Here is a 24,115-nt window from a genome sequence, read left to right as displayed (position 1 = left end):
ATGGCACAACACGCTTTCTATTCCAGTTTCAACGATGTGTGGATGGCCGGCGGCGTACGCACGCCCATGGTCGATTACTGCACCGCCTTCAGCCAGCTCTCGCCCACCGACATGGGCATCAAGGTGGCGCGCGAAGTACTGGCGCGCACCGGCATCCCGGCCGCCGACATCGGTTCGGTCATCGCCGGCAACATGGCGCCGGGCGATGCCTACCAGTACATACTGCCGCGCCACATCGGCCTGTATGCCGGCGTGCCGCTGACGGTGCCGGCGATCATGGTCCAGCGCATCTGCGGCACCGGGTTCGAACTGATCCGCCAGGCCGGCGACCAGATCGAGCGCGGCTATACCGAGACCGCGCTGGTGGTGGGCAGCGAATCGATGACGCGCAACCCGATCGCCTCCTTCTCGCACCGCACCGGCTTCAAGCTCGGCGCGCCGGTGGATTTCCAGGACTACATGTGGGAAGCGCTGGTCGATCCCGCCCCCGGCATCACCATGCCGCAGACCGCCGAGAACCTGGCCAAGAAATACGGCATCGCGCGCGCCGCGGTCGACGAATACGCTGCGCTGTCGTTCGAGCGTGCGCTGCGCGCCCGGGAGGACGGTTTCCACGCCGGCGAGATCGTCGCGGTCGGCAACGAGACCTTCCGCCTGGACGGCTATCACGACCGCCACATCAAGCTGCAAGGCAAGGTCGAGCAGGTCGCGCAGGATACCCACCCGCGTCCGTCGCCGCTGGAAGTATTGGCCAGGCTGCGCACGCTGTACCCGGACGGCGTGCAGACCGGCGGCAACAGCTCGGCGCTGGTCGATGCCGCCGCCGCCACGGTGGTGGCCTCGGGCGATTACCTGCGCCGCAACGATTGCGCGCCGCTGGCGCGCGTGGCCGCCGCCGCCGTGGTCGGCGTGCCGCCGGAAATCATGGGCATCGGCCCGGCGCCGGCGATCCGCCTGCTGCTGGAACGCAGCGGCCTGACGCTGGACGATATCGGCTGCTTCGAAATCAACGAAGCGCAGGGGGCGCAGATCGTGGCCGTGGAACGCGAGCTGGGCCTGGACCGGAGCAAGCTCAACGTCAACGGCGGCGCCATCGCGCTGGGCCATCCGCTGGCCGCCACCGGCGTGCGCCTGTCGATCACCGCGGCGCGCGAGATGCGCCGCCGCGGCGCGCGCTACAGCGTGGCTTCGGCCTGCATCGGCGGCGGCCAGGGCATCGCGCTGCTGCTGGAAAACCCTTCCGCCTCCCATTGAACCGACAAGGAAAGCAAACATGCAATTGCAAGGACAAGCCGCGCTGGTGACCGGCGGCGCATCAGGACTGGGGGCCGAGACCGTACGCCAGCTGGCGCGCGCCGGCGCCCGCGTCTCGATTCTCGATGTCAATGCCGAAGCCGCCCAAGCGCTGGCGGCCGAACTGGGTTGCCATGCCGCGCGCTGCGACATCACCGACAGCGCTTCGGTCGAAGCGGCGCTGGATGCCGCGCAGGCAGCCAACGGCGCGCCGCGCATCCTGGTCAACTGCGCCGGCATCGGCGGCGCCAAGCGGATGGTCGGCAAGGATGGCAGCCCGATGCCGCTGGAGGACTTCAGCCGCATCGTCAACGTCAACCTGATCGGCACGTTCAACATGATCCGCCTGGCCGCCGCGCGCATGGCCGCCGCCAGTCCATTGGAAGACGGCGAACGCGGCGTGATAATTGCCACCGCCTCGGTGGCCGCCTATGACGGCCAGGTGGGCCAGGCCGGCTATGCCGCCTCCAAGGGCGGCATCACCTCGATGACGCTGCCGCTGGCGCGCGACCTGGCGCAATACGGCATCCGCGTGGCGACCATCGCGCCGGGGCTGTTCCTCACGCCGCTGCTCTACAAGCTGCCGGAAGAGGTGCAGCAGTCGCTGGCGGCGTCCATTCCCTTCCCCAAGCGCCTGGGCAAGGCGGAAGAGTTCGCGCAACTGGCGCTGCACATCGCCGGCAACCTGTCGCTCAACGGCGAGGTGATCCGCCTCGACGGCGCATTGCGCCTGGCGCCGCGTTAAAGGGAAGCACGCCATGAGCAAAACCGTCATCTATCCCATCAATGTCGAATTCGGCGACTGCGATCCGGCCGGCATCGTGTTCTTCCCCAATTTCTTCCGCTGGTACGACGCCGCCTCGCGCAACTTCTTCCACCAGTGCGGCGTGCCGCCCTGGCGCGAGACGGAAAAGACACGCGGCATCATCGGCACGCCGGTGGTCGACATCAGTTCGCGCTTCGTGCGGCCGGCCACTTATGGCGACCGGGTGGAAGTGCACTCGGCCATCGTCGAGTGGAACGACAAGACCTTCGTCATGCGGCACGAACTCAAGCGCGATGGCGAACTGCTGGCCGAAGGGCGCGACACCCGGGTATTCGCCATCCGGCATCCGGACGATCCCGGCCGCATCAAGGCCATCGCCATCCCGGCCGACATCCGGGCAATGTGCAGCTGACAGGAGGCCGTTTCGACATGCCGGAATACCGTTCGGACTGAATAGCGGCCTCGCCGCGTATCGAAGGCGCACCGTCCGAGCGCCTTCGGGATGGCCTCCAGGGGCCTGCGCAGTCCGGACGGAAAGATGTAGAGGACAAATCTGAACAACACACCACAAAATACAAGGAGACGAAAATGAGGGTAAAACAGGTATTCAAGGCCAGCCTGCTGGCGTCGATGCTGGCTTGCGCGGGCGCGGCCCATGCCGAACTGACCATCGGCGTGATCATGTCTCTGACCGGCCCCGGTTCGGGCCTGGGCATTCCCGCCAAGAACGGCTTCGCGCTGTGGCCCGACAGCATCGGCGGCGAGAAGGTCAAGCTGGTGGTGCTGGACGACGCCACCGACCCGACCCAGGCCAGCAAGAACGCGCGCCGCCTGGTGGCCGAGGACAAGGTCGACCTGATCATCGGCTCGGCGGCGGTGCCGCCGACGCTGGCCATCGCCGACGTGGCGCTGGAAACCCAGACGGTGCAACTGGCCATCTCTCCCATCGAAACCCCTGAAGGCAAGGATGCCTGGACCTTCCGCCTGCCGCAATCGACCGCGGTCATGGCCGGCGGCGTGGTGGACCAGATGAAAAAGCAAGGCGTGAAAACCATCGGTTTCCTCGGCTACTCCGACTCCTACGGCGAAAACTGGCTCAAGGAAGTGCAGCGCCTGGCGCCGGCCGCCGGCATCAAGGTCGGCACGGTAGAACGCTTCTCGCGCGCCGACACCAGCGTCACCGCGCAAGCCTTGCGGGTGGTCAGCGCCAACCCCGACGCGGTGCTGGTGGTGGCATCCGGCAGCGGCGCGGCAATGCCGCACAAGGCCCTGGTCGAACGCGGCTACAAGGGCAAGATCTACCAGACCCACAGCGCCGCCTCGCGCGACCTGATCCGCCTGGGCGGCAAGGATGTCGAGGGTTCCTTCGTGGTGTCGGGCCCGGCGGTGGTACCGGAAGCGCTGCCCGACAGCAACCCGTCGAAGAAGCTGGCCACCGATTTCGTCACGCGCTATGAAAAGCAGTACGGCGCCGGCACCCGCAACCTGTTCGCGGCCCACATCTACGACGCCCAGCTGGTGTTGCAGAAGGTGGTGCCGGAAGCGCTGAAGAAAGCCAAACCCGGCACGCCCGCCTTCCGCGCGGCGCTCAAGGATGCCCTGGAGAACTCCGGCAATATCCAGATCTCGCAAGGCACCCTGCACTACAGCGCCAAGGATCACTTCGGCCTGGGCGACGATGCGCGCATCATGCTGACCATCCAGAACGGCAACTGGAAGGCCGCCAATCCCTGACGGCGATCTTCCTCAAACGCAGCGGCGCGGCCCATATGCAAGTCCATGGCCGCGCCGCCCTTGTTCCTGATTCTTCCATTTTCCACACATGGACTCATCCATCGCCGCCATCCTGCTGCTGGACGGCCTGACCAACGGCATCGTCTACGGGCTGATCGCCATCGCCCTGGTGCTGGTGTTTACGGTCACTCGCATCCTCTTCATTCCGCAAGGCGAATTCGTCGCCTTCGGCGCGCTCACGCTGGCCATGCTGCAGCAGGGCCAGCGTCCCGGCCCGCTGTGGCTGCTGCTGATCCTGGCATGTTGCGCGGCCGCGATGCAAACCACGGCGCTGCTGCGCGCCGGCCAGGCGGCGCGCTTGCCGCGCGTCCTGGCCAATACGCTGGGCCTGCCGCTGGCCATCGCCGCGCTGGTCTGGTGGGCCGCGCCGCAGCAGTTTCCGCTGCCGGTGCAAGTGGCGCTGACGCTGCTGCTCATCACCGCGCTGGGACCGCTGTTGTATCAAGTGGTATTCGAATCGATGGCCGATGCCAGCGTGCTGCAACTGCTGATCGTCTCGGTCGGCATCCATCTGGCCATGACCGGGCTGGGGCTGGTTTTCTTCGGCGCCGAAGGGTTCCGCACGCCGGCATTCTGGGATGAGCGCTGGAACATCGGGGCGCTGACCCTGAGCGCGCAGACGCTGGTGGTGGTCGGCGCGGCCTGCGCCCTGCTGCTGGCGTTGTGGCTGTTCTCCGGCTACACCCTGTACGGCAAGGCCTTGCGCGCGACCGCGGTCAACCGCCTGGGCGCGCGCCTGATGGGAATTTCCACGACGCTGGCCGGCAAGCTCTCCTTTGCCGTGGCGGCGTTTATCGGTGCTCTGTCGGGCGTGTTGATTGGCCCGATGAGCACCATTTTTTATGACTCGGGCTTCCTGATCGGCCTCAAAGGCTTCGTCGCCGCCACCATCGGCGCACTGGCCAGCTTCCCGCTGGCCGCCGGAGGGGCGCTGCTGGTGGGCCTGCTGGAATCGTTCAGTTCGTTCTGGGCCAGCGATTACAAGGAGGTGATCGTCTTCATGGCCCTGCTGCCGATATTGCTGTGGCGCTCGCTGGTCACGCCGGCGCATGACGAGGACGAGGAATGAAAACCATGACGACGCGACGCATTCCCCATCTGGCGCTGCTGGCGCTGCTGGTGCTCTTCCCGCTGCTGCCCACGCCGCAGTTCTGGATCATCCAGGCCAACTACATCGGCCTGTATGCGCTGGTGGCCATCGGCCTGGTGCTGCTGACCGGCATCGGCGGCATGACCTCGTTCGGCCAGGCCGCCTTCGTCGGGCTGGGCGCCTACACGACGTCCTACCTGAGCACCGCGCACGGCATCTCGCCCTGGCTGACGCTGCCGCTGGGCCTGCTGCTGACCGGCGCCTCGGCCTATGTGCTGGGACGCATCACGCTGCGCATGTCGGGCCACTACCTGCCGCTGGCGACCATCGCCTGGGGCATCAGCCTGTACTTCTTGTTCGGCAAGGTGGAATGGCTGGGCAAATACGACGGCATCGCCGGCATCCCGCCGCTGCATTTGCCGGGCATCGACCTGACGCAGGATCGCCATCTTTATTACCTGATCTGGGCCATCGTGCTGGGCGCCGCCTGGCTGTCGCTGAACCTGCTCGATTCGCGCGCCGGCCGCGCCATCCGCGCGCTCAAGGGCGGCCGCTCGATGGCCGAGGCGATGGGCGTGGATACCGGCCGCTACAAGATCCTGATCTTCGTGCTGGCGGCGTTGCTGGCTTCGGTGTCGGGCTGGCTGTTCGCGCACATGCAGCGCACCGTCAACCCGTCGCCGTTCAGCCTGGCGATGGGCATCGAATACCTGTTCATCGTGGTGGTCGGCGGCATCGCGCATATCTGGGGCGCGCTGCTGGGCGCCGGCGTGCTCAAGCTGCTGGCCGACCAGTTACAGGTGCTGCTGCCGGCGCTGCTGGGCGGCGAAGGCAGCTATGAAAGCATCGTCTTCGGCCTGATCCTGATCCTGCTGCTCAAGTATGCGCGCGGCGGCCTGTGGCCCTGGCTGCGGGCGCTATGGACGCGCGTCTTTCCGCCGGCGCCGCGGCCATTGCTGCAGCCGGGCGCGCAGGCCATGTCGAAGCGCCAGGCGCCGGCGCGCGGCGCGGCGCTGCTGCAGGTGGACCAGATCGCCAAGCGCTTCGGCGGACTGGTGGCGGTCAATGAGGTGTCCTTCAATGTGAAAGCCGGCGAGATCGTCGGCCTGATCGGCCCCAACGGCGCCGGCAAGTCGACCACCTTCAACCTGGTCACCGGCCTGCTGCATGCCAGCGGCGGACGCGTCAGCTTCAACGGTCGCGACATCGCCGGCCTGCAGGCGCGCACCATCGCCAGCCTGGGCATCGCCCGCACCTTCCAGCACGTGCGCCTGCTGCCGGGCATGTCGGTGCTGGAGAATGTGGCGCTGGGCGCGCACCTGCGCAGCCGCCAGGGTTTCCTGCGCAATACCGTCAACGCCATGCTGCACCTGGAGCGCCGCGAAGAACAGGCGCTGCTGGAAGAGGCCGCGCGCGCGCTGCATCGCGTCGGCCTGCAACACCTGATGCATGAGCAGGCCGGCAACCTGGCGCTGGGCCAGCAGCGCATCCTGGAAATCGCCCGCGCGCTGTGCTGCGATCCGCTGCTGCTGCTACTGGACGAACCCGCCGCCGGCCTGCGCCACCTGGAAAAGCAGGCGCTGGCCAAGGTGCTGCAGGAGCTGCGCGCCGACGGCATGAGCATCCTGCTGGTGGAACATGACATGGAATTCGTCATGCAATTGACCGACCATATCGTGGTGATGGAATTCGGCGCCAAGATCGCCGAAGGCACGCCGCAGGAAATCCAGCGGCATCCCGCCGTGATCGAAGCCTACCTGGGTGGAATCGAATGAGCGAAACCTTATTGGAAGTGACGCAGCTGCGCGCCAGCTACGGCAAGGTGCCGGCCTTGCACGACATCAATCTCAGGCTGGAGCGCGGCAGCATCGCCACCGTGATCGGCCCCAACGGCGCCGGCAAGTCCACCCTGCTCAACGCCATCATGGGCGTGTTGCCGGCCCGGGGGACGATCCGCTACCGCGGCCGCGCCATCGAGCGCTGCAGCCTGGAACAGCGCGTGCTGGAAGGCATCGCCCTGGTGCCTGAGCGGCGCGAACTGTTCTCCACCATGAGCGTGGAAGACAACCTGCTGCTGGGCGGATTCCGCCGCTTGCGGCTGCGCCAGGCGCAACCGATGGATCAGCTGGCCACGGTATTCGAGATGTTCCCGCGCCTGAAGGAACGGCGGCGCCAGCTGGCCGGCACGCTCTCGGGCGGCGAGCGCCAGATGCTGGCCATCGGCCGCGCGCTGATGGCCAAGCCGGAGCTGCTGATGCTGGACGAACCGAGCCTGGGGCTGGCCCCGCGCATCGTCAAGGAAATCCTGCAGATCGTGGCCGAACTGCGCAGCGCCGGCATCTCGGTGCTGCTGGTCGAACAGAACGCGCGCGCGGCGCTGCAGACCGCCGACTACGGTTACGTGCTGGAACTGGGCAAGGTCACCATGCAAGGCGAGTCGGCGCAACTGGCCGGCGACAGCCAGGTGATCCAGGCCTATCTCGGCTTCGGCAAGCAGGCCACGCCGGATGCGCTGGCCTCCTGAGTTCGGCGCATCCGCCGCCGCGCAAGAGATAAACAATCCATTCAGGAGACGCTCATGACCACACCATTCCTGGCGCCGATCGCCCCCGGTTTTCCAGCGGCGGCGCCCGCCGCCTGCCCAACCTGGCCGTCCGGGGAATGCCGATGAATTATGTGCCCCCGCTGCGCGACTTCGCTTTCGTGCTCGATGAGGTGCTGCAGGCTCCGCAGGCTTTGCGCGCCTTGCCTGCGCACGCCGGGTTCGATGGCGAGCTGATGATGCAGATACTGGAAGAAGCGGGCCGCTTCGCCGCCAATGTGGTCGCGCCGCTCAATGCCAGCGGCGACCGCGAGGGCTGCCGCTTCGAGCAAGGCGCGGTGACGACGCCGTCCGGTTTCGCCGGCGCCTATGCGCGCTTCTGCGAAGGCGGCTGGCCGGCGCTGGCTTGCGCGCCCGAGCATGGCGGGCAGGGCTTGCCGCAGGTGCTCGATTGCGCGCTCTATGAAATGCTGAGCGCAGCCAACCACGGCTGGACCATGTATCCGGGCCTGCTGCACGGCGCCTATGCCTGCCTGGCCGCGCACGGTTCGCCGGCGCTGCGCGAGGCCTACCTGGACAAGATCGCCAGCGGCGAATGGCTGGCCACCATGTGCCTGACCGAAGCGCATGCCGGCAGCGACCTGGGCCTGCTGCGCACGCGCGCCGCGCCGGGCGACGACGGCGGCTACCGCCTCAGCGGCGACAAGATCTTCATCTCCGGCGGGGAACACGACCTCACCGGCAACATCGTCCACCTGGTGCTGGCGCGCCTGCCCGACGCCGCGCCGGGCAGCAAAGGCCTGTCGCTGTTCCTGGCGCCCAAGCTGCTGCCCGACGGCAGCCGCAACGGCATACAGTGCACCGGCATCGAACACAAGATGGGCATCCGCGGCAGCGCCACCTGCAGCCTGCGCTTCGAGCAGGCGCAAGCCTGGCTGGTGGGCGAAGCCGGACGCGGGCTGGCGGCGATGTTCGTGATGATGAATGCGGCGCGCCTGCACGTCGGCGTCCAGGGGCTGGGATTGGCGGAAGCGGCATGGCAGCGTTCGCTGGCCTATGCGCACGAGCGGCGCCAGTCGCGCGCGCCGGTACGTCCGGCCGGCGCCCAGGCGGCCGATCCGATCGCGCTGCATCCGGCGGTGCACAAGCTGCTGATGGAGCAACGCTGCCGCATCGAAGGCGGACGCATGCTGGCTTGCTGGACCGGATTGCTGCTGGACCTGGCCGAACACGATACGGATGCAGACGCAAGACGCCGCCACCGCGATCGGCTGGAATTCATCACGCCGGTGGTCAAGGCCTTCCTGACCGAGCAGGGATTCCAATGCGCCAGCCGCGCGCTGCAAGTGTTCGGCGGGCATGGCTATATCGTCGAGAGCGGCATCGAGCAATATCTGCGCGACGCCCGCATCACGATGATCTACGAAGGCAGCAACGAGATTCAGGGCATCGATTTCCTGCTGCGCAAAGTGCTGGCCGACGATGGCCGCCGGCTGGAGGATTTCGTGGCGCTGGTGCAAGCCGATGCGCGGCGCGCCGACGGGGGCGCATTCGAACAGCAGGCATCGCTGCTGCTGCAGGCCGCGCAAAAGCTGCGGCAAGCGGCAGCGGATATCGCCGTCGGCATGGCAAGCAATCCGTCGCTGCCTTACTTCCTGGCTGATGAAATGCTGCGCCTGACGGGACATCTGGCATTGGGCTGGATGTGGCTGCGCGCCGCGCTGCGGGCGCTTGCGGCGCTGGATTGCGACCCTGCGTACTACAACGGCAAGCGGGATGCCGCATGCTATTATTTTGCCTTTGTGTTTCCGGAAGTGCTGCAGTTGTTCGACGTCGTCGACGGCTGCCTGTCAACTGGCGTTCCGGCTATTCTCTCCGACCGACATCATCATGCTGCCCAAGAAGCCGGCTGACTTCGACCCCGACGACGAATCGCCGGAAAGCGCTCCGCTGGACCAACAGGTCCTGTTGGACCTGGTCGGCTACAACTGCCGGCGCGCCTACATCACCATCATGCCGCTGTTTGAAAAGCGCATGGCCAAGTTCGAGCTGCGTCCGGTCGACTTCACGGTGCTGAGCCTGCTCAAGGCCAATCCCAGCATCAACCAGAAGCGCCTTTCCAAAGCCATCAACGTCTCGCCCCCCAACCTGGCGACCTTGCTGGATCGCCTGGAACAGCGCGGCCTGGTGATGCGCCAGCGCAATCCGCAGGATCGCCGCTCGCAGGTGCTGGTATTGACCGCCGCCGGCATGCGCATGTGCGTAAAGGCGGAAAAAACGGCCAGCGAACTTGAGCTGAAAGCCACCGAAGCGCTCAGCGAATCCGAACGCGCGCAACTGATCGCGTTGCTGCAGAAGATCTTCATGCCCGATGGGCGCACCCCGACGCCCTAGCCATCGCCGGATCGGTCAGCGCAGGAACACCAGTTCGCTATAGCTGGGATTGGCGTGTTCGCGCTGGTACTGTTTGAGTTCTTCGATGACCTGCTCGCGCGTAAGCCCGGATGCGGCCGCAGTGGCCCGTGCTTCCTGCCCGCCCGGCTGAACCTGCTTTACCAGCGTTTTCCCGGCGGCTTCGGCCGGCACCGCGGCCTTGTCTTCTGCTGCGCCCGCTCCGGCGGCTACGCCCAGAAGCGCGATGGCCAGTCCCAGTTTTCCCAGTGTGATGGTATTCATGATTTATCCCCGTGAATGCAAGCGGATCCTGCTCATTGCGAATCCATTTACCTAACTTCATCCACATGCTGGAAGTTTAATCAGGTAATCGCACAAGAAAAACCGGGCGGCTGGCAATGCTTTATTGCACATTCTGAAAAAATGCGTGGCTGACGCTCGATAATTATTATCAAAACAATCATTTTTTCATCCGTATCGACATCGAATACGGCAAACCCGGCCAGGGGGAATGTTGGCGTTTTTTCGGAGAAAGCGGAGGGGGAAAAGCGGAGGGGAAAATCGGGGAGGGGAAGCGGACGGCAATCCGCCCCAGGCGCCGCGCCGCACACGGCAGCAAGGCGGCGAAGTGGAGCGGTGGCGGGCGAAGCGCTGCCCTGCTCCGCCCGCCTGTTTCGTTTCCATCGGCTATTGCGGCGTGCCGTCCTGATGCGCGACGACGTCGCTCGTCGCGGGACAAAAAACTCAGTCCACTGCCTTGACCATATCCTCGATGACCTTCTTGGCGTCGCCGAAGACCATCATGGTCTTGTCCATGTAGAACAGTTCGTTGTCCAGGCCGGCGTAGCCGGCCGCCATCGAGCGCTTGTTCACGATCACCGTCTTGGCCTTGTAGGCTTCCAGGATCGGCATGCCGGCGATCGGCGACTTCGGATCCTTGGCGGCCGGGTTGACCACGTCGTTGGCGCCCAGCACCAGCACCACGTCGGCCTGCGCGAACTCGCTGTTGATGTCTTCCATCTCGAACACCTGGTCGTACGGCACTTCGGCCTCGGCCAGCAGCACGTTCATGTGGCCCGGCATGCGGCCCGCCACCGGGTGGATCGCATATTTCACGATCACGCCCTTGTGGGTCAGCTTCTCGGTCAGTTCCTTGAGCGCATGCTGCGCGCGCGCCACCGCCAGGCCGTAGCCGGGGACGATGATCACGGTCTCGGCATTGCCCATGAGGAAGGCGGCGTCGTCGGCCGAACCGGATTTCACCGAACGCTGCTGCTGTTCGCCGCCACCCGCCGCTGCCGCTTCGCCGCCGAAACCGCCCAGGATCACGTTGAAGAACGAACGGTTCATCGCCTTGCACATGATGTAGGACAGGATCGCGCCGGAAGAGCCCACCAGCGAACCGGCGATGATGAGCATCGGGTTGTTCAGCGAGAAGCCGATGCCGGCCGCGGCCCAGCCCGAGTAGCTGTTCAGCATCGAGACCACCACCGGCATGTCGGCGCCGCCGATGGGGATGATGATCAGGACGCCCAGCACGAAGGCGATGGCGGCCATGATGATGAAGGGCAGCCAGTTCTGGGTGAGCACGAAGATGATGCCAAAGCCGATCATGGCCAGCGCCAGCAACAGGTTCAGGAAATGCTGGCCCGAGAAGTTGACCGGCGCGCCCTGGAACAGGCGGAACTTGTACTTGCCCGAGAGCTTGCCGAACGCGATCACCGAACCGGAGAAGGTGATGGCGCCCACGAACGTGCCGATGAACAGTTCGACGCGGTTGCCCACCGGGATCAGTGCGCCATGCGCCGAGATGCCCAGCGCCCACGGTTCGGCCACGGCGGCGACCGCGATACATACCGCGGCCAGGCCGATCAGCGAGTGCATCGCCGCGACCAGTTCCGGCATCTTGGTCATCTCGACGCTGCGCGCCAGATAGGCGCCGATGCCGCCGCCCACGATCACGCCGGCGGCCACCAGCACATAGCCGATGTCGCCGGTGGCGTTGGCGCCTTCGCCCTTGAGCCTGACGATCAGGGCCAGCGTGGTCAGCACGGCGATGGTCATGCCGGCGATGCCGAAGGCATTGCCGCGGCGCGCGGTAGCCGGGTGGGACAAGCCCTTCAGGGCCTGGATGAAGCAGATCGAAGCGACCAGGTACAGCAGGGTAACGAGATTGAGGCTCATGCTGATGCTCCCGCCTTGTCTGCCGCGGCCTTGGCCTTGGGTTCTTTCTTCTTGAACATTTCCAGCATGCGCTGGGTCACCATGAAACCGCCGAACACGTTGACCGCGGCCAGTGCCACGGCCAGCGTGCCGGCGATGCGGCCCACCGGGCCTTCGGTCAGGCCGGCGGCCAGCATGGCGCCGATGATGATGATCGCCGAAATGGCGTTGGTGACCGCCATGAGCGGCGTGTGCAGCGCCGGTGTGACGGTCCAGACGACGTGGTAGCCGACGTAGATCGCCAGCACGAAGATGATCAGGTTGATGATGGTATGGCTGACTTCCATTTGTTGTTCCTCTCGTTATTGCGCGATGTTGGCATCGCGGGTCAGATCGCTGGGGTCAGATGGCCTTGAGGCTGGTGATGCGGTTCTTGTCGTCGACGAAGACGACCTTGGGCTTGTACTGCGCAACCTGATCATCGGTCATGGGTGCATAGGTGCAGATGATCAGCAGATCGCCCAGGTGGGCCAGGCGTGCCGCCGCGCCGTTGAGGGAGATCTCGCCGCTGCCACGCTTGCCGCGGATAGCGTAGGTGGAGAAGCGTTCGCCGTTGTTGACGTTGTACAGCTCGATTTTTTCGAACTCGCGGATGTCGGCGGCCTCCAGCAGGTCTTCGTCGATGCCGCAGGAGCCTTCGTAGTTGAGGTCACATTGGGTGACTGTTGCGCGGTGGATCTTGGCGCGCAGCATGATGCGTTGCATGTGTTTCTTTCCTTGTAATGCATGCGCCGGTCGTGCCGGCGCGTAATCGGGATAGCGAAATAGCGAGGTAACGCAATGGAAACCGCGCACGCGTGCGGCAACCATCGCCGCAACGCGCACGCGGGGCCCTTTATTTGCGCAGGACTTCCCCGCCGCTGCACAACAGCGTGGCGGCGACGATGTCGTCTTCGCGGTTGATCGTGAGCTTGCCTTCGCCGTCAATGATCAGCTTCAGGAAGTCGAGCACGTTGCGCGCATACAGGGCCGATGCATCGGCCGCCACCAGGGCCGCCAGGTTGCCTTCGCCGATGATGTGCACGCCGTGCTTGATGACCGTCTTGCCGGGTTCCGACAGCGGGCAGTTGCCGCCCTGGTCGACCGCCATGTCCAGGATCACCGAACCCGGCTTCATCGCCTTCACCGTTTCCTCGCTGATCAGCACCGGCGCCTTGCGGCCCGGGATCAGCGCGGTGGTGATGATGATGTCGGCCTGCCTGGCGCGCTCGTGGACCAGTTCGGCCTGGCGCTTCATCCAGTCGGGCGGCATCGGGCGCGCATAGCCGCCCACGCCCTTGGCGATTTCCTTTTCCTCGTCGGTCAGGAACGGCACGTCGAGGAACTTGGCGCCCAGCGACTCGATCTGTTCCTTGACCGCCGGACGCACGTCGGACGCCTCGATCACCGCGCCCAGCCGCTTGGCGGTGGCGATCGCCTGCAGGCCGGCCACACCGGCTCCCATGATCAGCATGCGCGCCGCCTTGACGGTGCCTGCGGCCGTCATCAGCATGGGCATGAAACGCTGGTACGTGTTGGCTGCCATGATCACCGCTTTGTAACCGGCGATATTGGCTTGCGAGGACAGGACGTCCATCGATTGCGCACGGGTGGTGCGCGGTGCGGCTTCCAGCGCGAAGGCGGTCAGCCCCGCGCCGGCCATGGCCGCGATGTTGTCGGCATCGAAGGGATTCAACATGCCGACCACAACAGTTCCAGCTTTGATCTGCGCGCGCTCCTGTTGATTCGGGGCGCGCACTTTGAGAATGACTTCTGCGGTATAGACGGCGTCGGCACTGCCGATACTGGCGCCGACGGCGACATAGGCTTCATCGGGAATGCTGGACTTCACGCCCGCGCCCGACTGGACCATGACTTCGTGTTTGGCGGCCACCAGTTTCTTGACGGTTTCCGGAGTTGCCGCGACACGCGTTTCTCCATCCCGACTTTCGGCGGGAATACCTATCCTCATTCAAAGCTCCTGTTTTGTTGATTCTTACCCGAATCTTACACGACAAAATTTGAAACCCAATAACTTTACTAGGACATTACGGTAAGCAGGGAATCCGCTTGCGGCGGGGCTTTGCGCTGAAGAGTCTGGCGCGACGCGGTAAAATGTCGGATTCACGAGGTAATCAATGTCTGAAGTCTGGAAACCTTCGGTCACCGTCGCCGCCATCGTCGAACGGCAGGGCCGCTTCCTGATGGTCGAAGAGCAAAGCGGCGGCGCCATTCGCATCAACCAGCCGGCCGGGCACCTGGAGCCGGGCGAATCCTTGCTGGACGCGGTCGTGCGCGAAGCGCTGGAAGAGTCCGCGCGGGTCTTTGCGCCGACGGCGCTGGTGGGCGCCTATCTGTCGCGCAACGTATCGTCCTCGCGCGGCGGCATGAGCGTGACCTACCTGCGCTTCGCCTTCGCCGGCAGCGTGGGCGAGCCGCTGGATCGCGCACTCGATGAAGGCATCCTGCGCACCGTCTGGCTGACGCGCGACGAACTGGCGGCCTGTGCCGAACGCCACCGCAGCCCGCTGGTGCTGCGCTGCGTGGACGACTACCTGCGCGGCCAGCGGGCGCCGCTGGAACTGCTGCACGCCGATCCGAGCGCGATCGGCAGCCTGGCAGACCATGGACATTGATTCCCGCCACTTGCGAGCAATATCATCATGAGTAAGAAAAGAGTAGTCATCGGCATGTCGGGCGGCGTGGATTCGTCGGTTTCGGCATGGCTGCTGAAGCAGCAGGGTTATGAAGTCATCGGCCTGTTCATGAAGAACTGGGAAGATGACGACGATTCGGAATACTGCTCGACGCGCGAAGACTGGATCGACGCGGTCAGCGTGGCCGACGTGGTCGGCGTGGACATCGAGGCGGTCAACTTCGCCTCCGAATACAAGGATCGCGTGTTCGCCGAATTCCTGCGCGAATACCAGGCCGGCCGCACGCCCAACCCGGACGTGCTGTGCAATGCCGAGATCAAGTTCAAGGCCTTCCTCGACCACGCCATGAAACTGGGCGCCGACCTGATCGCCACCGGCCACTACGCGCGCGTGCGCCAGAACCAGGCCGGCAGCTTCGAACTGCTCAAGGCCGTCGACGCCAGCAAGGACCAGAGCTACTTCCTGCATCGTCTGAACCAGGAGCAGCTCTCGCGCACCGTGTTTCCGTTGGGTGAAATCCACAAGACCGAGGTGCGCAAGATCGCCGAGCAATTGCAGTTGCCCAATGCCAAAAAGAAAGACTCGACCGGCATCTGCTTCATCGGCGAGCGCCCTTTCCGCGAGTTCCTCAACCGCTACCTGTCGTACCAGCCCGGCCCGATCAAGACCGCCGACGGCGACACCGTAGGCGAGCACGTCGGCCTCTCCTTCTATACGCTGGGCCAGCGCAAGGGCATCGGCATCGGCGGCCTGAAGGCGCACCAGAATGCCGATGGCCACGGCGACGCCTGGTACGTGGCGCGCAAGGATGTGGCAAACAACACCTTATATATTGTGCAAGGCCACGACCATCCCTGGCTGCTGTCGCCCACGCTGTCGGCCGGCCAGGTCAGTTGGGTCGCCGGCAGCGCCCCGCAGCAGGAAGCGCTGTCGGCCAAGACGCGCTACCGCCAGGCCGACGTGCCCTGCGGCTTTTCCGCCGGCGCCGGGCAATTCTCGCTCAGCTTCGACACGCCGCAATGGGCGGTCACCCCCGGCCAATCCGCCGTGCTGTATGACGGCGACATCTGCCTGGGCGGCGGCATTATCGAAAGCGGCAACGCCACGCCCTGATACATTACTTAAAGCCAACAAAAACACGCCCCGCAGCGGAAACGCCAGCGGGGCGTTTCTTTTCAACAAGAAAATTCATCGGCATTGCCACAAGGAAATCTCCAGTCGATAAAAATAATCAATCTCATTGATAAAAGGACTTGCATTCTGGCCGCAAATGACAAATAATCTAAATAAGAATTGTTCGCATTTAATAGGAGGTGTTATGAGCCAACTGCACGAACAGGGCGTGGACCGTCGTAACAAGCCAAGCACGACTGCCAACGGTACTCCGATCACCCGCATCAAGAGCACGGACCTGTTCCGTCAGATGCGCGAACTGGAAATCGACCATGGCGGTCGAATTTACAAATTGCGCCTGACGCAATTGAACAAGCTGATTCTGACGGCGTAACGCCGTTGCAATCGAAGCGCAAGGTGGACAAACAAGCCAGCCAACGTTGAGGCCATTCTGACGTTCAGCCAGCAAAGCTAGCCAAGTGAGGAGAGTTTGATGGTTACCGACAAAATGAATTCTGCTTTCATGGAACCCAACGGTGCGCCGGCCCAGCCCGAACTTCTGGTATCAGCCGTCTTGCATCTGATGTCCCACTACACCGCCAACAACCATCAGGAAACCCAAAGCTGCGTCAAACTGGCGTCAGTCATTGAGCGTCACCTGAAAGCCCTGGCGGATTTGCCCAACCTGGCGCCAGTGCTGCGGGCGACTTGCCAGCAGCTCTCGGAACAATGGGGCAATGTCGTGGAACGTACGATGCCTCAGCCGGAAAAGTTCAAATTCTTCACGCGTATCGTCGCAGGAGCGCGATCCGCATAAGGCCTGATACAGCAGGCGGCAAGGCGTACAATGATCGTATGTGTTTGTAATAATGTTTCAGAAGGCAAGATTCACCAGGCAGTCGATGCAGGGCTGACATCCATGGCCGAGTTGCGCGCGCAATTCGGCGTTGGCACGTGCTGCGGCAAATGTCACTCTTGCGCCAAGCACGTCCTGCGCGAATGTCTCAACAATGCCTCCCAGACACATCAAAATGCGCGTCCCATCATGTTCCATGCATCGATGGCGGCGGCATAAGCCAAATTCATGAACGCAATTTCGCCACCTGTTATGAATAGCAGCTCCCCCAGCACATTGATGCGCCAGGCACGAAAAATCGGCCCGCTCGGGCTGATCATCCTTTTGCACATCGCCTTTTTCTGGGCCCTGCAAAGCGGCCTGGTCCACCAGGTCGCCAGCGCCATCCCCAAAGAAGTGATCGCCACCTTCATCGTCCCGGAAAAAGCGCCGGAACCGGCCCCGCCCAAGGCAGAGCCGACGCCGCCCAAGGTCGTCAAGACGGTCAAGAAAAACATCACCCCGCCACCACCGATACCGGTCACGCAAGCGCCGGCCCCGACCGCCATCACCGCGCCCCCGCAACCGCCGCAGCCGGCCGAACCTTCCCCCCCGGCAGCAGCAGCGCCCGCCCCGGCGCCGGCGGCGCCGCCCGGCCCCGTCTTGCCCAAGCAGATCACCTCCGGCATCGAATACATTGAGCCGCCGCGGGTGAATTACCCCGCCGTCTCCAAACGCATGGGCGAAGAAGGCGTGGTGCAGTTCAAGGTGACCGTCAATACCGGCGGCCGCGCCGAAAAGGTGGAAATCATCAAGTCTTCCGGCTATCCCCGGCTGGACGAGGAAGCGCGCCGCGCCGTCATGCGCGCCGTGTATAAGCCCTATATCGAGGATGGCCGCGCCATCGTCGTTGCCACCACCGGCAGCATTGCCTTCAAACTCAATTCATAAACTCACAAACAGTAGCAAAGGAAGTCATCATGGAAGTTAGTCCGTACGGATTGGAAAGCCTTTGGGCTCAAGGAGATTTCGTGACCAAGGGCGTTGCCGTCCTGTTGGTGGCCATGTCGATCGCATCCTGGTACGTGATCGTCACCAAGGCGATCCAATTGCTGCGCCTGTCCAAGGCATCGGACGCCGCCGGCCATCAGTTCTGGGACACCACCAGCCTGCCCGAAGGCGTGGCCACGCTGGGCGAGGACAATCCGTTCGCCGATGTCGCCCGTGCCGGCGTCACCGCGATGAGCCACCACACCGCCCACAAGGGCCACCTGCACGACCAGCTGTCGGTCAGCGACTGGGTCACCCTGTCGCTGCGCCAGGCCATCGATGAAGCCTCCGGCAAGCTGCAGGCCGGCATGGCCGTGCTGGCGTCGGTCGGCTCGACCGCCCCGTTCGTCGGCCTGTTCGGCACCGTCTGGGGCATCTACCACGCGCTGGTGTCGATCGGCACCACCGGCCAGGCCAGCATCGACAAGGTCGCCGGCCCCGTCGGCGAAGCGCTGATCATGACCGCGCTGGGCCTGGCCGTGGCGATTCCCGCCACCTTCGGCTACAACGCCCTGGTGCGCGGCAACAAGACCATCATCGCCAAGTTGAACAAGTTCGGCTTCGACCTGCACGCCCTGTTCGTGACCGGTTCGCGCACCGCTTCGGAAGAATCGGAAAAAAACGGCGGTAAGGCCAAACTGTCCGCCGTCGGGAGAGCGTAATGGCCATGGGTTCCCTGTCCGATTCGGACGACGATTTCAACCCGGAGATCAACACCACGCCGCTGGTCGACGTGATGCTGGTGCTGCTGATCATCTTCATCATCACCATCCCGGTGATGAACCATGCGGTGAAGATCGACCTGCCCAAGGCCAGCAGCCAGCCGGATGAGGTCAAGCCGGAAAGCATCAACCTCTCCATCGACGCCAGCGGCGCAGTGTTCTGGAACGAAGAAAAGATCGACAGCAACCAGTTGGGCTTGCGTATCGCCGCCGCCGCCCAGAAGCAACCGCAACCCGAACTGCACCTGCGCGCCGAACGCACCACGCAATATGAAAAGGTGGCCCAGGTGATGTCCGCCGCGCAATCCGGCGGCCTGACCAAGATCGGTTTCGTCACGGAGCCGGACAAGAAGTAAACACGGCAGCAAGCGCAGAAACAAGCGCGACAAGTCGGCGATGCCCTGCAGCCTGGCCATCGCCGACACCAGGCAAAGCCTCCCTCGTGATGCGATGGAGGCTTTGTTTTTTCCCGCTCCGGGCGCATCGCGCCAACCCGGCGACCGGCGCTCTTCGCCTGCTTGCGCAAAGCAACGAAGAATTATGACAAGAATGATTCGCGCTAATTAATGATGAAGAAACAAAAGGCCTGCGCTATGATGCGTCCGTTCTTGCCGCCGCATGTCCTCGGCCCATTGGCCCGGCTCCTGTGTGCGGCTTCTTCATCTACCAACGAATTCAGAGGTTCCCATGAAAGGCGATCCAGCTGTCATCAAGTTGCTCAATGCGCAACTGACAAACGAGCTCACCGCAATCAATCAGTATTTCCTGCATGCCCGCATGTACAAGCACTGGGGCCTGGACAAGATCGGCGCCAAGGAATACGCCGAGTCGATCGGCGAAATGAAGCATGCCGACAAGCTGATCGACCGCATCCTGATGCTGGACGGCCTGCCCAACCTGCAGGCGCTGCACAAGCTGATGATCGGCGAGAACACCAAGGAAATGATCGAGTGCGACCTGAAGCTGGAAAAGGCTGCGCACAAGACCGTCAAGGAAGGCATCGCCACCTGCGAACAGCACGGCGACTATGTCTCCCGCGAACTGTTCCAGATGATCCTGGACGATACCGAAGAGCATATCGACTGGCTGGAAACCCAGCTGGACCTGATCGAGAAAGTCGGCATCCAGAATTACCTGCAAAGCCAGATGTCCCCGGCCAGCGAGTAAGCCTGACGGATGGCCTGCCATAAAAAAACGCGCTTCCAGAAGCGCGTTTTTTTACATCCATCGGCGCCTGCGCGCCGCTCCGGGTTCAGACCTGCGGCACCGTATCCCTGAATGACTGCCGTTCCGACAGCTTGTCGAACAGGCGGGCCAGCTCCGGATAGTCTTCGCGCCACGTCAGATCGGGGAAACGGAAAGCCAGCCAGCCCAAAGCGCAACCGACGGCGACGTCGGCCAGGCTGTAGTGGTTGCCGACGCAAAACGGCTTGTCCCCCAGGCCATCGGCCATCGCCTTGAGCGACGCCTCCACCTTGCTCCACTGGCGCTTGATCCATTCCGGGCTCTGCTGCTTGGTGGGGCGCTGGGTCTTTTCCAGGCGCACCAGCACTGCGGCATCCAGCAAGCCATCGGCCAGCGCTTCCCAGCACTTGATCTCGGCGCGCTCGCGGCCGTTGGTCGGCAAGAGCTTGCCGACCGGGGTCAGGGTATCGAGGTATTCGACGATCACGCGCGAATCGAACATGGCGCCGCCGTCGTCCATCAGCAGGCAAGGCACCTTGCCCAGCGGATTGCTTTGCTGGATGGTGGTCGATGCGCTCCAGACATCTTCCAGGATGAGTTCGTAATCGATTTTTTTCTCAGCCATTACGACGCGTACCTTGCGCACGAACGGACTGGCGTAAGAGCCAATGAGTTTCAGCATAGTCTTTAGTGTAATTATCCGCAGCGATTATAGCATTCGGACTTGGGCTCAAATTCAGGCGCCCGCCCCGGCCGGCCGGAAAGCAACAAGCCCGCAAAACTGGGGCCGGATAGCCGGCGGATGGTAAAATCCTGCCTTCAGGTGATTCCGGGATTGATGTCAGTCATATATCAAATTTCCGCCAATCTTCAGTCAACGCATCTCATCCGTTTTCCATCATGTCTCTCTCCGCTCTTTCGGCCCTGTCCCCACTGGACGGGCGCTATGCTTCCAAAACCGACAAACTGCGTCCCATCCTGTCCGAGGCAGGCTTCATGCACCATCGCGTGAAGGTCGAGATTGCCTGGCTGCAAGCCTTGTCGGAAGCCGGCTTTGCCGAAATCAAGCCGTTCCCGGCCGCGGCCAGCCGCTTGCTGGACAAGCTGGCGGCCGACTTCACCGAAGCCGATGCCGCCCGCATCAAGGAAATCGAAGCCGTCACCAACCACGACGTCAAGGCCGTGGAATACTGGCTCAAGGAAAAAGTGAAAGACGTGCCGGAACTGGTTGCGGCGTCCGAATTCATCCATTTCGCCTGCACCTCGGAAGACATCAACAACACCTCGCACGGCATGATGCTCAAGGCCGCGCGCGACAGCGTGATGCTGCCGGCCCTGCACGACGTGATCGCCAAGCTGACCGGACTGGCGCATGAACACGCGGCCGTCCCGATGCTCTCGCGCACCCACGGCCAGCCGGCCAGCCCGACCACCCTGGGCAAGGAAATCGCCAATGTCGTGGCGCGCCTGCAACGCGCCGCCAAGCGCATCGCCGCCGTCGAGATCCTGGGCAAGATGAATGGCGCCGTGGGCAACTACAATGCCCACCTGTCCGCCTATCCGCAGACCGACTGGGCCGCCTTCTCGAAGAACGTGATCGAGCAGCGCCTGGGCCTGACCTTCAACCCCTACACCATCCAGATCGAGCCGCACGACTACATGGCCGAGCTGTTCGATGCCGTCGCCCGCACCAACACCATCCTGCTGGACCTGAACCGTGATATCTGGGGCTACATCTCGCTGGGTTACTTCAAGCAGCGCACCAAGGCCGGCGAAATCGGTTCGTCGACCATGCCGCACAAGGTCAATCCGATCGACTTCGAAAACTCCGAAGGCAACCTGGGCATGGCCAACGCCGTACTCAAGCACTTGTCCGAAAAACTGCCGGTCTCGCGCTGGCAGCGCGACCTGACCGATTCGACCGTGCTGCGCAACATCGGCGTCGGCTTCGGTTACTCGCTGCTGGCCTATGACAGCTGCCTGCGCGGCCTGAACAAGCTGGAGGTCAACCCGGCGCGCCTGGCCGAAGACCTGGACGCCACCTGGGAAGTACTGGCCGAGCCGGTGCAGACCGTCATGCGCCGCTACGGCATCGAAAACCCGTATGAACAGTTGAAGGAACTGACCCGCGGCAAGGGCATTTCCAAGGAAGCGCTGCGCGACTTCATCAATGGCCTGGCCATCCCGCAGGAAGCCCGCGACCACCTGCTGGCCATGACCCCGGCCAACTACATCGGCAACGCGGTGGCCTTGGCCAAGCAGATCTGAGCCCCGGATCGCCTGCCGCCGGGCAGGCAATCCCCCCCGCCCCATGGCGTGCTTCCTGCACGCCATTTTTGTTTCCCCGCCCACGCCCTCCGCTCGCCGACAGGATTGCTCGCAAAACCGGATGGGTGAAATTCCATTTCAAGCAGTAATGGCCCCTTGCCAACCTCTTTATACTCACATACCGGCAAAAGAATGGCATGATGCAATGCACTGAGGAATTTGCCGCAGCGTCTCCATCGCGCAATTCCTGGCCTGGCTCCCTGCTGTGACGAAACCATTTCAGGCCACACCGTTCCAACCGCAACAACAAAATTCACACGCTATGGACCGCTACACCAAACCCGCCGTGCTGCTGCACTGGCTGATCGCCCTGCTGATCATCTCCGCCTTCGGCCTGGGACTGACCATGGTCGACATCCCCGGACTGACCCCGACCAAGCTCAAATACTTCTCCTGGCACAAATGGATAGGCGTCACCGTACTGGCCCTGGCCTGCCTGCGGCTGCTGTGGCGCCTCAGCAATAAAGCGCCCGCCTACCCGGCACATATGCCGCGCTGGCAGCAGAGCATGGCGCATTGGATGCATGTGGGCCTGTACGTACTCATGTTCGCCGTCCCGCTCTCCGGTTATTTCTACAGCCTGTCGGCCGGCGTGCCGGTGGTTTACCTGGGCATCGTGCCGCTGCCGGTGCTGATGGCGCCCAATCCGGAACTCAAGCCGCTGCTCAAGGACATGCACTATGCGCTGAACATGGTCCTGCTGGCGGCCTTCTGCCTGCATGTGCTGGCCGCGCTCAAGCACCAGTTCATCGACCGCGACAACCTCTTCCGGCGCATGCTGCCGTAAGCGGCCCGCCGGCATCTGCCGATTTGCCCCAAGCCCACTGTTTGTTTCAGTTCGTTTCAGTTTGTCTTTACCGGAACCCCCTATGACACTGCGAAGCTTCCTCTCCCCCTCCCTGATCGCCATCGGAACGATCGCGCTGGCCGCTTCGGCCCAGGCCGCGCCGCTCAAGGTCGATGCCGCCAAAAGCGCGGTCACCGCCACCTTCAAGCAACTGAACGTGCCGATTGACGCCAAGTTCAAGAAATTCACCGCCGCCATCGATTTCGATCCGGCCAAGCCTGCCGAAGGCCGTGCCAGCGTTGACATCGACATTGCCAGCTTCGACCTGGGCGCCGCCGAATACAACCAGGAAGTGCAGAAGAAGGAATGGTTCAACGCGGCCCAATTTCCCAAGGCCACGTTCGTGGCAAGCTCGATCAAGCCCAGCGCCGGCGCACCGGCCGGCACCCGATTCGATGTCGCCGGCAAGCTGACCATCAAGGGCAAAAGCACCGATGTCAGCTTCCCGCTGGCGGTAAAGAAAGAAGGCAATGCCCAAGTCTTCGACGGCACGCTGCCGATCAAGCGCCTGACCTACAACATCGGCGAAGGCGAATGGAAAGATACCGGCATGGTGGCCGATGAAGTGAGCATCAAGTTCCATATCGTCGCCACGCCATAACCCGCCTCGCCGGCAGAACACATCAGAAGAACCGCGCCATCCACGCAACAGTCCGCGCCCGCCAGACGCATCGCGTTTGAAGCGCCAACATTACCTACAAGGAACCGATACATGAAACTGAACCACGCCCTCCTCGCCCTGATCGCCGCCGGCACCGTCGGCTCCGCCTTCGCCGCCGACACCTACACCATCGATCCGAACCACACCTATCCCAGCTTCGAAGCCGACCACATGGGCGTGTCGTTCTGGCGCGGCAAATTCACCAAGACCAGCGGCACCGTGAACCTCGACCGCGCCGCCAAGACCGGCACCATGGAAATTACCGTCGACACTTCCTCGATCGACTTCGGCCATGCCAAGATGAACGAGCATGCCAAGGGCGCCGAGATATTCGACGTGGCCAAGTACCCGACCGCCGTCTACAAGGGCACCGCCATCAAGTTCGACGGCGACAAGCCGGTATCGGTCGAAGGCACGCTGACCCTGCATGGCGTGACCAAGCCGCTGACGCTGGCCATCAACAAGTTCAACTGCATCCAGCACCCGATGCTCAAGCGCGAAGTCTGCGGCGGCGATGCCTCGGCCAGCTTCAACCGCGCCGACTTCGGCATCGACTACGGCGCGAAATACGGCTTCTCCATGGAAACCAAGCTGGCCATCCAGGTCGAGGCGATCAAGAGCAACTGATCAGCATCG

At 63.5% G+C, this 24,115-nt stretch carries 29 protein-coding genes; 22 read left to right on the top strand and 7 right to left on the bottom strand.

From position 1 onward, the window contains the following. The 9 genes from FB598_RS12560 to FB598_RS12520 all read left to right on the top strand — a co-directional run bounded on the left by FB598_RS12560 (nucleotide 1) and on the right by FB598_RS12520 (nucleotide 9,879). Nucleotides 1–1,254 (top strand): thiolase family protein, encoded by a 1,254-nt coding sequence (locus tag FB598_RS12560; protein ID WP_141914351.1) that lies wholly within the window; start codon nucleotides 1–3, stop codon nucleotides 1,252–1,254. Nucleotides 1,255–1,273: 19 nt separating this feature from the next. Beyond that, nucleotides 1,274–2,038, top strand: coding sequence for an SDR family NAD(P)-dependent oxidoreductase (locus tag FB598_RS12555; protein WP_141914352.1), 765 nt, complete (start codon nucleotides 1,274–1,276; stop codon nucleotides 2,036–2,038). Between the two features lie 13 nt (nucleotides 2,039–2,051). Then, nucleotides 2,052–2,471 (top strand): thioesterase family protein, encoded by a 420-nt coding sequence (locus FB598_RS12550; protein ID WP_141914353.1) that lies wholly within the window; start codon nucleotides 2,052–2,054, stop codon nucleotides 2,469–2,471. Between the two features lie 176 nt (nucleotides 2,472–2,647). Beyond that, the gene (locus tag FB598_RS12545) at nucleotides 2,648–3,793 is read left to right on the top strand and encodes an ABC transporter substrate-binding protein (protein WP_141914354.1); all 1,146 of its coding nucleotides are present in this window, start codon (nucleotides 2,648–2,650) and stop codon (nucleotides 3,791–3,793) included. Nucleotides 3,794–3,881: 88 nt separating this feature from the next. Next, complete coding sequence (locus tag FB598_RS12540; RefSeq protein WP_141914355.1) at nucleotides 3,882–4,922, top strand: branched-chain amino acid ABC transporter permease; 1,041 nt, start codon at nucleotides 3,882–3,884, stop codon at nucleotides 4,920–4,922. After that, entirely contained in the window at nucleotides 4,919–6,718 is a 1,800-nt protein-coding gene (locus FB598_RS12535) for an ATP-binding cassette domain-containing protein (protein ID WP_370455013.1), read from the top strand. Before FB598_RS12540 ends, FB598_RS12535 begins: the two co-directional genes overlap by 4 nt. Further along, entirely contained in the window at nucleotides 6,715–7,467 is a 753-nt protein-coding gene (locus tag FB598_RS12530; protein WP_141914357.1) for an ABC transporter ATP-binding protein, read from the top strand. The genes FB598_RS12535 and FB598_RS12530 overlap by 4 nt, the downstream gene beginning before the upstream one ends. Nucleotides 7,468–7,604: 137 nt before the next feature. Beyond that, the gene (locus FB598_RS12525; protein WP_141914358.1) at nucleotides 7,605–9,398 is read left to right on the top strand and encodes an acyl-CoA dehydrogenase; all 1,794 of its coding nucleotides are present in this window, start codon (nucleotides 7,605–7,607) and stop codon (nucleotides 9,396–9,398) included. Beyond that, nucleotides 9,376–9,879 (top strand): MarR family winged helix-turn-helix transcriptional regulator, encoded by a 504-nt coding sequence (locus FB598_RS12520; RefSeq protein WP_141914359.1) that lies wholly within the window; start codon nucleotides 9,376–9,378, stop codon nucleotides 9,877–9,879. Before FB598_RS12525 ends, FB598_RS12520 begins: the two co-directional genes overlap by 23 nt. 15 nt (nucleotides 9,880–9,894) lie before the next feature. On the opposite strand, the gene FB598_RS12515 is transcribed toward FB598_RS12520, so the two are convergent. The 5 genes from FB598_RS12515 to FB598_RS12495 form a co-directional block, all read right to left on the bottom strand. Then, the gene (locus tag FB598_RS12515) at nucleotides 9,895–10,161 is read right to left on the bottom strand and encodes a hypothetical protein (RefSeq protein ID WP_141914360.1); all 267 of its coding nucleotides are present in this window, start codon (nucleotides 10,159–10,161) and stop codon (nucleotides 9,895–9,897) included. A 462-nt stretch (nucleotides 10,162–10,623) separates the two neighbouring features. Beyond that, nucleotides 10,624–12,063 (bottom strand): NAD(P)(+) transhydrogenase (Re/Si-specific) subunit beta, encoded by a 1,440-nt coding sequence (locus tag FB598_RS12510; protein ID WP_141914361.1) that lies wholly within the window; start codon nucleotides 12,061–12,063, stop codon nucleotides 10,624–10,626. Beyond that, complete coding sequence (locus FB598_RS12505; protein WP_141914362.1) at nucleotides 12,060–12,389, bottom strand: NAD(P) transhydrogenase subunit alpha; 330 nt, start codon at nucleotides 12,387–12,389, stop codon at nucleotides 12,060–12,062. The genes FB598_RS12510 and FB598_RS12505 overlap by 4 nt, the downstream gene beginning before the upstream one ends. Nucleotides 12,390–12,444: 55 nt before the next feature. Next, entirely contained in the window at nucleotides 12,445–12,807 is a 363-nt protein-coding gene (gene panD, locus FB598_RS12500) for an aspartate 1-decarboxylase (protein ID WP_050468199.1), read from the bottom strand. Nucleotides 12,808–12,937: 130 nt separating this feature from the next. After that, nucleotides 12,938–14,053, bottom strand: a complete 1,116-nt coding sequence (locus FB598_RS12495) for a Re/Si-specific NAD(P)(+) transhydrogenase subunit alpha (RefSeq protein ID WP_141914363.1) — start codon at nucleotides 14,051–14,053, stop codon at nucleotides 12,938–12,940. Between the two features lie 166 nt (nucleotides 14,054–14,219). Here FB598_RS12495 and FB598_RS12490 point away from each other — a divergent pair, with 166 nt between their 5' ends. The 5 genes from FB598_RS12490 (at nucleotide 14,220) to FB598_RS12470 (ending at nucleotide 16,926) form a co-directional block, all read left to right on the top strand. Then, on the top strand, nucleotides 14,220–14,717 hold the full coding sequence (locus FB598_RS12490; protein ID WP_141914364.1) for an NUDIX hydrolase: 498 nt from the start codon (nucleotides 14,220–14,222) through the stop codon (nucleotides 14,715–14,717). Between the two features lie 27 nt (nucleotides 14,718–14,744). Beyond that, entirely contained in the window at nucleotides 14,745–15,851 is a 1,107-nt protein-coding gene (mnmA, locus tag FB598_RS12485; RefSeq protein ID WP_141914365.1) for a tRNA 2-thiouridine(34) synthase MnmA, read from the top strand. Nucleotides 15,852–16,056: 205 nt separating this feature from the next. Then, nucleotides 16,057–16,245: a hemin uptake protein HemP gene (gene hemP / locus FB598_RS12480; protein ID WP_141914366.1), complete on the top strand. Its 189-nt coding sequence runs from the start codon at nucleotides 16,057–16,059 to the stop codon at nucleotides 16,243–16,245. Between the two features lie 99 nt (nucleotides 16,246–16,344). Then, nucleotides 16,345–16,668, top strand: coding sequence for a hypothetical protein (locus FB598_RS12475; RefSeq protein ID WP_141914367.1), 324 nt, complete (start codon nucleotides 16,345–16,347; stop codon nucleotides 16,666–16,668). Nucleotides 16,669–16,698: 30 nt separating this feature from the next. Next, entirely contained in the window at nucleotides 16,699–16,926 is a 228-nt protein-coding gene (locus tag FB598_RS12470) for a bacterioferritin-associated ferredoxin (protein ID WP_141914368.1), read from the top strand. On the opposite strand, the gene FB598_RS20920 is transcribed toward FB598_RS12470, so the two are convergent. Further along, nucleotides 16,878–17,027: a hypothetical protein gene (locus tag FB598_RS20920; RefSeq protein WP_255464021.1), complete on the bottom strand. Its 150-nt coding sequence runs from the start codon at nucleotides 17,025–17,027 to the stop codon at nucleotides 16,878–16,880. The two genes, FB598_RS12470 and FB598_RS20920, sit on opposite strands and share 49 nt — an antisense overlap. Here FB598_RS20920 and FB598_RS12465 point away from each other — a divergent pair. From FB598_RS12465 to bfr, 4 genes are all read left to right on the top strand, one after another. Beyond that, complete coding sequence (locus tag FB598_RS12465) at nucleotides 16,960–17,637, top strand: energy transducer TonB (protein WP_255463997.1); 678 nt, start codon at nucleotides 16,960–16,962, stop codon at nucleotides 17,635–17,637. The genes FB598_RS20920 and FB598_RS12465 overlap by 68 nt on opposite strands. A gap of 29 nt (nucleotides 17,638–17,666) precedes the next feature. Then, nucleotides 17,667–18,398 carry a MotA/TolQ/ExbB proton channel family protein gene (locus FB598_RS12460; RefSeq protein WP_141914370.1) on the top strand — a complete coding sequence of 244 codons (732 nt, stop codon included), beginning with the start codon at nucleotides 17,667–17,669 and terminating at the stop codon, nucleotides 18,396–18,398. Next, nucleotides 18,398–18,814: a biopolymer transporter ExbD gene (locus FB598_RS12455; protein ID WP_141914371.1), complete on the top strand. Its 417-nt coding sequence runs from the start codon at nucleotides 18,398–18,400 to the stop codon at nucleotides 18,812–18,814. Before FB598_RS12460 ends, FB598_RS12455 begins: the two co-directional genes overlap by 1 nt. Before the next feature lie 331 nt (nucleotides 18,815–19,145). Then, nucleotides 19,146–19,625: a bacterioferritin gene (gene bfr / locus FB598_RS12450; RefSeq protein ID WP_050468191.1), complete on the top strand. Its 480-nt coding sequence runs from the start codon at nucleotides 19,146–19,148 to the stop codon at nucleotides 19,623–19,625. 85 nt (nucleotides 19,626–19,710) lie between these two features. Here the strand turns inward: bfr and FB598_RS12445 are convergent, their stop codons facing one another. Then, nucleotides 19,711–20,325: a glutathione S-transferase family protein gene (locus tag FB598_RS12445; protein WP_141914372.1), complete on the bottom strand. Its 615-nt coding sequence runs from the start codon at nucleotides 20,323–20,325 to the stop codon at nucleotides 19,711–19,713. Between the two features lie 218 nt (nucleotides 20,326–20,543). Here FB598_RS12445 and purB point away from each other — a divergent pair, with 218 nt between their 5' ends. The 4 genes from purB to FB598_RS12425 all read left to right on the top strand — a co-directional run bounded on the left by purB (nucleotide 20,544) and on the right by FB598_RS12425 (nucleotide 24,106). Further along, nucleotides 20,544–21,911: an adenylosuccinate lyase gene (gene purB, locus FB598_RS12440; RefSeq protein ID WP_141914373.1), complete on the top strand. Its 1,368-nt coding sequence runs from the start codon at nucleotides 20,544–20,546 to the stop codon at nucleotides 21,909–21,911. Nucleotides 21,912–22,233: 322 nt separating this feature from the next. Further along, entirely contained in the window at nucleotides 22,234–22,758 is a 525-nt protein-coding gene (locus FB598_RS12435; protein WP_141914374.1) for a cytochrome b, read from the top strand. Nucleotides 22,759–22,840: 82 nt separating this feature from the next. After that, nucleotides 22,841–23,419, top strand: coding sequence for a YceI family protein (locus FB598_RS12430; RefSeq protein ID WP_141914375.1), 579 nt, complete (start codon nucleotides 22,841–22,843; stop codon nucleotides 23,417–23,419). A gap of 111 nt (nucleotides 23,420–23,530) precedes the next feature. Then, the gene (locus tag FB598_RS12425; RefSeq protein WP_141914376.1) at nucleotides 23,531–24,106 is read left to right on the top strand and encodes a YceI family protein; all 576 of its coding nucleotides are present in this window, start codon (nucleotides 23,531–23,533) and stop codon (nucleotides 24,104–24,106) included. The last annotated feature ends 9 nt before the right edge of the window (nucleotides 24,107–24,115 follow it).

Source organism: Herbaspirillum sp. SJZ106 (assembly GCF_006715495.1).
Lineage (GTDB): Bacteria > Pseudomonadota > Gammaproteobacteria > Burkholderiales > Burkholderiaceae_D > Herbaspirillum.
The sequence above is the reverse complement of the archived record's forward strand: the minus strand, read 5'-3'. Positions and strand labels throughout refer to the sequence as shown.

Coding starts and splice junctions, on each gene's coding strand:
- FB598_RS12560 (WP_141914351.1), top strand. CDS start 1: ATGGCACAACACGCTTTCTATTCCAGTTTCAACGATGTGTGGATGGCC.
- FB598_RS12555 (WP_141914352.1), top strand. CDS start 1,274: ATGCAATTGCAAGGACAAGCCGCGCTGGTGACCGGCGGCGCATCAGGA.
- FB598_RS12550 (WP_141914353.1), top strand. CDS start 2,052: ATGAGCAAAACCGTCATCTATCCCATCAATGTCGAATTCGGCGACTGC.
- FB598_RS12545 (WP_141914354.1), top strand. CDS start 2,648: ATGAGGGTAAAACAGGTATTCAAGGCCAGCCTGCTGGCGTCGATGCTG.
- FB598_RS12540 (WP_141914355.1), top strand. CDS start 3,882: ATGGACTCATCCATCGCCGCCATCCTGCTGCTGGACGGCCTGACCAAC.
- FB598_RS12535 (WP_370455013.1), top strand. CDS start 4,919: ATGAAAACCATGACGACGCGACGCATTCCCCATCTGGCGCTGCTGGCG.
- FB598_RS12530 (WP_141914357.1), top strand. CDS start 6,715: ATGAGCGAAACCTTATTGGAAGTGACGCAGCTGCGCGCCAGCTACGGC.
- FB598_RS12525 (WP_141914358.1), top strand. CDS start 7,605: ATGCCGATGAATTATGTGCCCCCGCTGCGCGACTTCGCTTTCGTGCTC.
- FB598_RS12520 (WP_141914359.1), top strand. CDS start 9,376: ATGCTGCCCAAGAAGCCGGCTGACTTCGACCCCGACGACGAATCGCCG.
- FB598_RS12515 (WP_141914360.1), bottom strand. CDS start 10,161: ATGAATACCATCACACTGGGAAAACTGGGACTGGCCATCGCGCTTCTG.
- FB598_RS12510 (WP_141914361.1), bottom strand. CDS start 12,063: ATGAGCCTCAATCTCGTTACCCTGCTGTACCTGGTCGCTTCGATCTGC.
- FB598_RS12505 (WP_141914362.1), bottom strand. CDS start 12,389: ATGGAAGTCAGCCATACCATCATCAACCTGATCATCTTCGTGCTGGCG.
- panD (WP_050468199.1), bottom strand. CDS start 12,807: ATGCAACGCATCATGCTGCGCGCCAAGATCCACCGCGCAACAGTCACC.
- FB598_RS12495 (WP_141914363.1), bottom strand. CDS start 14,053: ATGAGGATAGGTATTCCCGCCGAAAGTCGGGATGGAGAAACGCGTGTC.
- FB598_RS12490 (WP_141914364.1), top strand. CDS start 14,220: ATGTCTGAAGTCTGGAAACCTTCGGTCACCGTCGCCGCCATCGTCGAA.
- mnmA (WP_141914365.1), top strand. CDS start 14,745: ATGAGTAAGAAAAGAGTAGTCATCGGCATGTCGGGCGGCGTGGATTCG.
- hemP (WP_141914366.1), top strand. CDS start 16,057: ATGAGCCAACTGCACGAACAGGGCGTGGACCGTCGTAACAAGCCAAGC.
- FB598_RS12475 (WP_141914367.1), top strand. CDS start 16,345: ATGGTTACCGACAAAATGAATTCTGCTTTCATGGAACCCAACGGTGCG.
- FB598_RS12470 (WP_141914368.1), top strand. CDS start 16,699: ATGATCGTATGTGTTTGTAATAATGTTTCAGAAGGCAAGATTCACCAG.
- FB598_RS12465 (WP_255463997.1), top strand. CDS start 16,960: ATGAATAGCAGCTCCCCCAGCACATTGATGCGCCAGGCACGAAAAATC.
- FB598_RS20920 (WP_255464021.1), bottom strand. CDS start 17,027: ATGATCAGCCCGAGCGGGCCGATTTTTCGTGCCTGGCGCATCAATGTG.
- FB598_RS12460 (WP_141914370.1), top strand. CDS start 17,667: ATGGAAGTTAGTCCGTACGGATTGGAAAGCCTTTGGGCTCAAGGAGAT.
- FB598_RS12455 (WP_141914371.1), top strand. CDS start 18,398: ATGGCCATGGGTTCCCTGTCCGATTCGGACGACGATTTCAACCCGGAG.
- bfr (WP_050468191.1), top strand. CDS start 19,146: ATGAAAGGCGATCCAGCTGTCATCAAGTTGCTCAATGCGCAACTGACA.
- FB598_RS12445 (WP_141914372.1), bottom strand. CDS start 20,325: ATGCTGAAACTCATTGGCTCTTACGCCAGTCCGTTCGTGCGCAAGGTA.
- purB (WP_141914373.1), top strand. CDS start 20,544: ATGTCTCTCTCCGCTCTTTCGGCCCTGTCCCCACTGGACGGGCGCTAT.
- FB598_RS12435 (WP_141914374.1), top strand. CDS start 22,234: ATGGACCGCTACACCAAACCCGCCGTGCTGCTGCACTGGCTGATCGCC.
- FB598_RS12430 (WP_141914375.1), top strand. CDS start 22,841: ATGACACTGCGAAGCTTCCTCTCCCCCTCCCTGATCGCCATCGGAACG.
- FB598_RS12425 (WP_141914376.1), top strand. CDS start 23,531: ATGAAACTGAACCACGCCCTCCTCGCCCTGATCGCCGCCGGCACCGTC.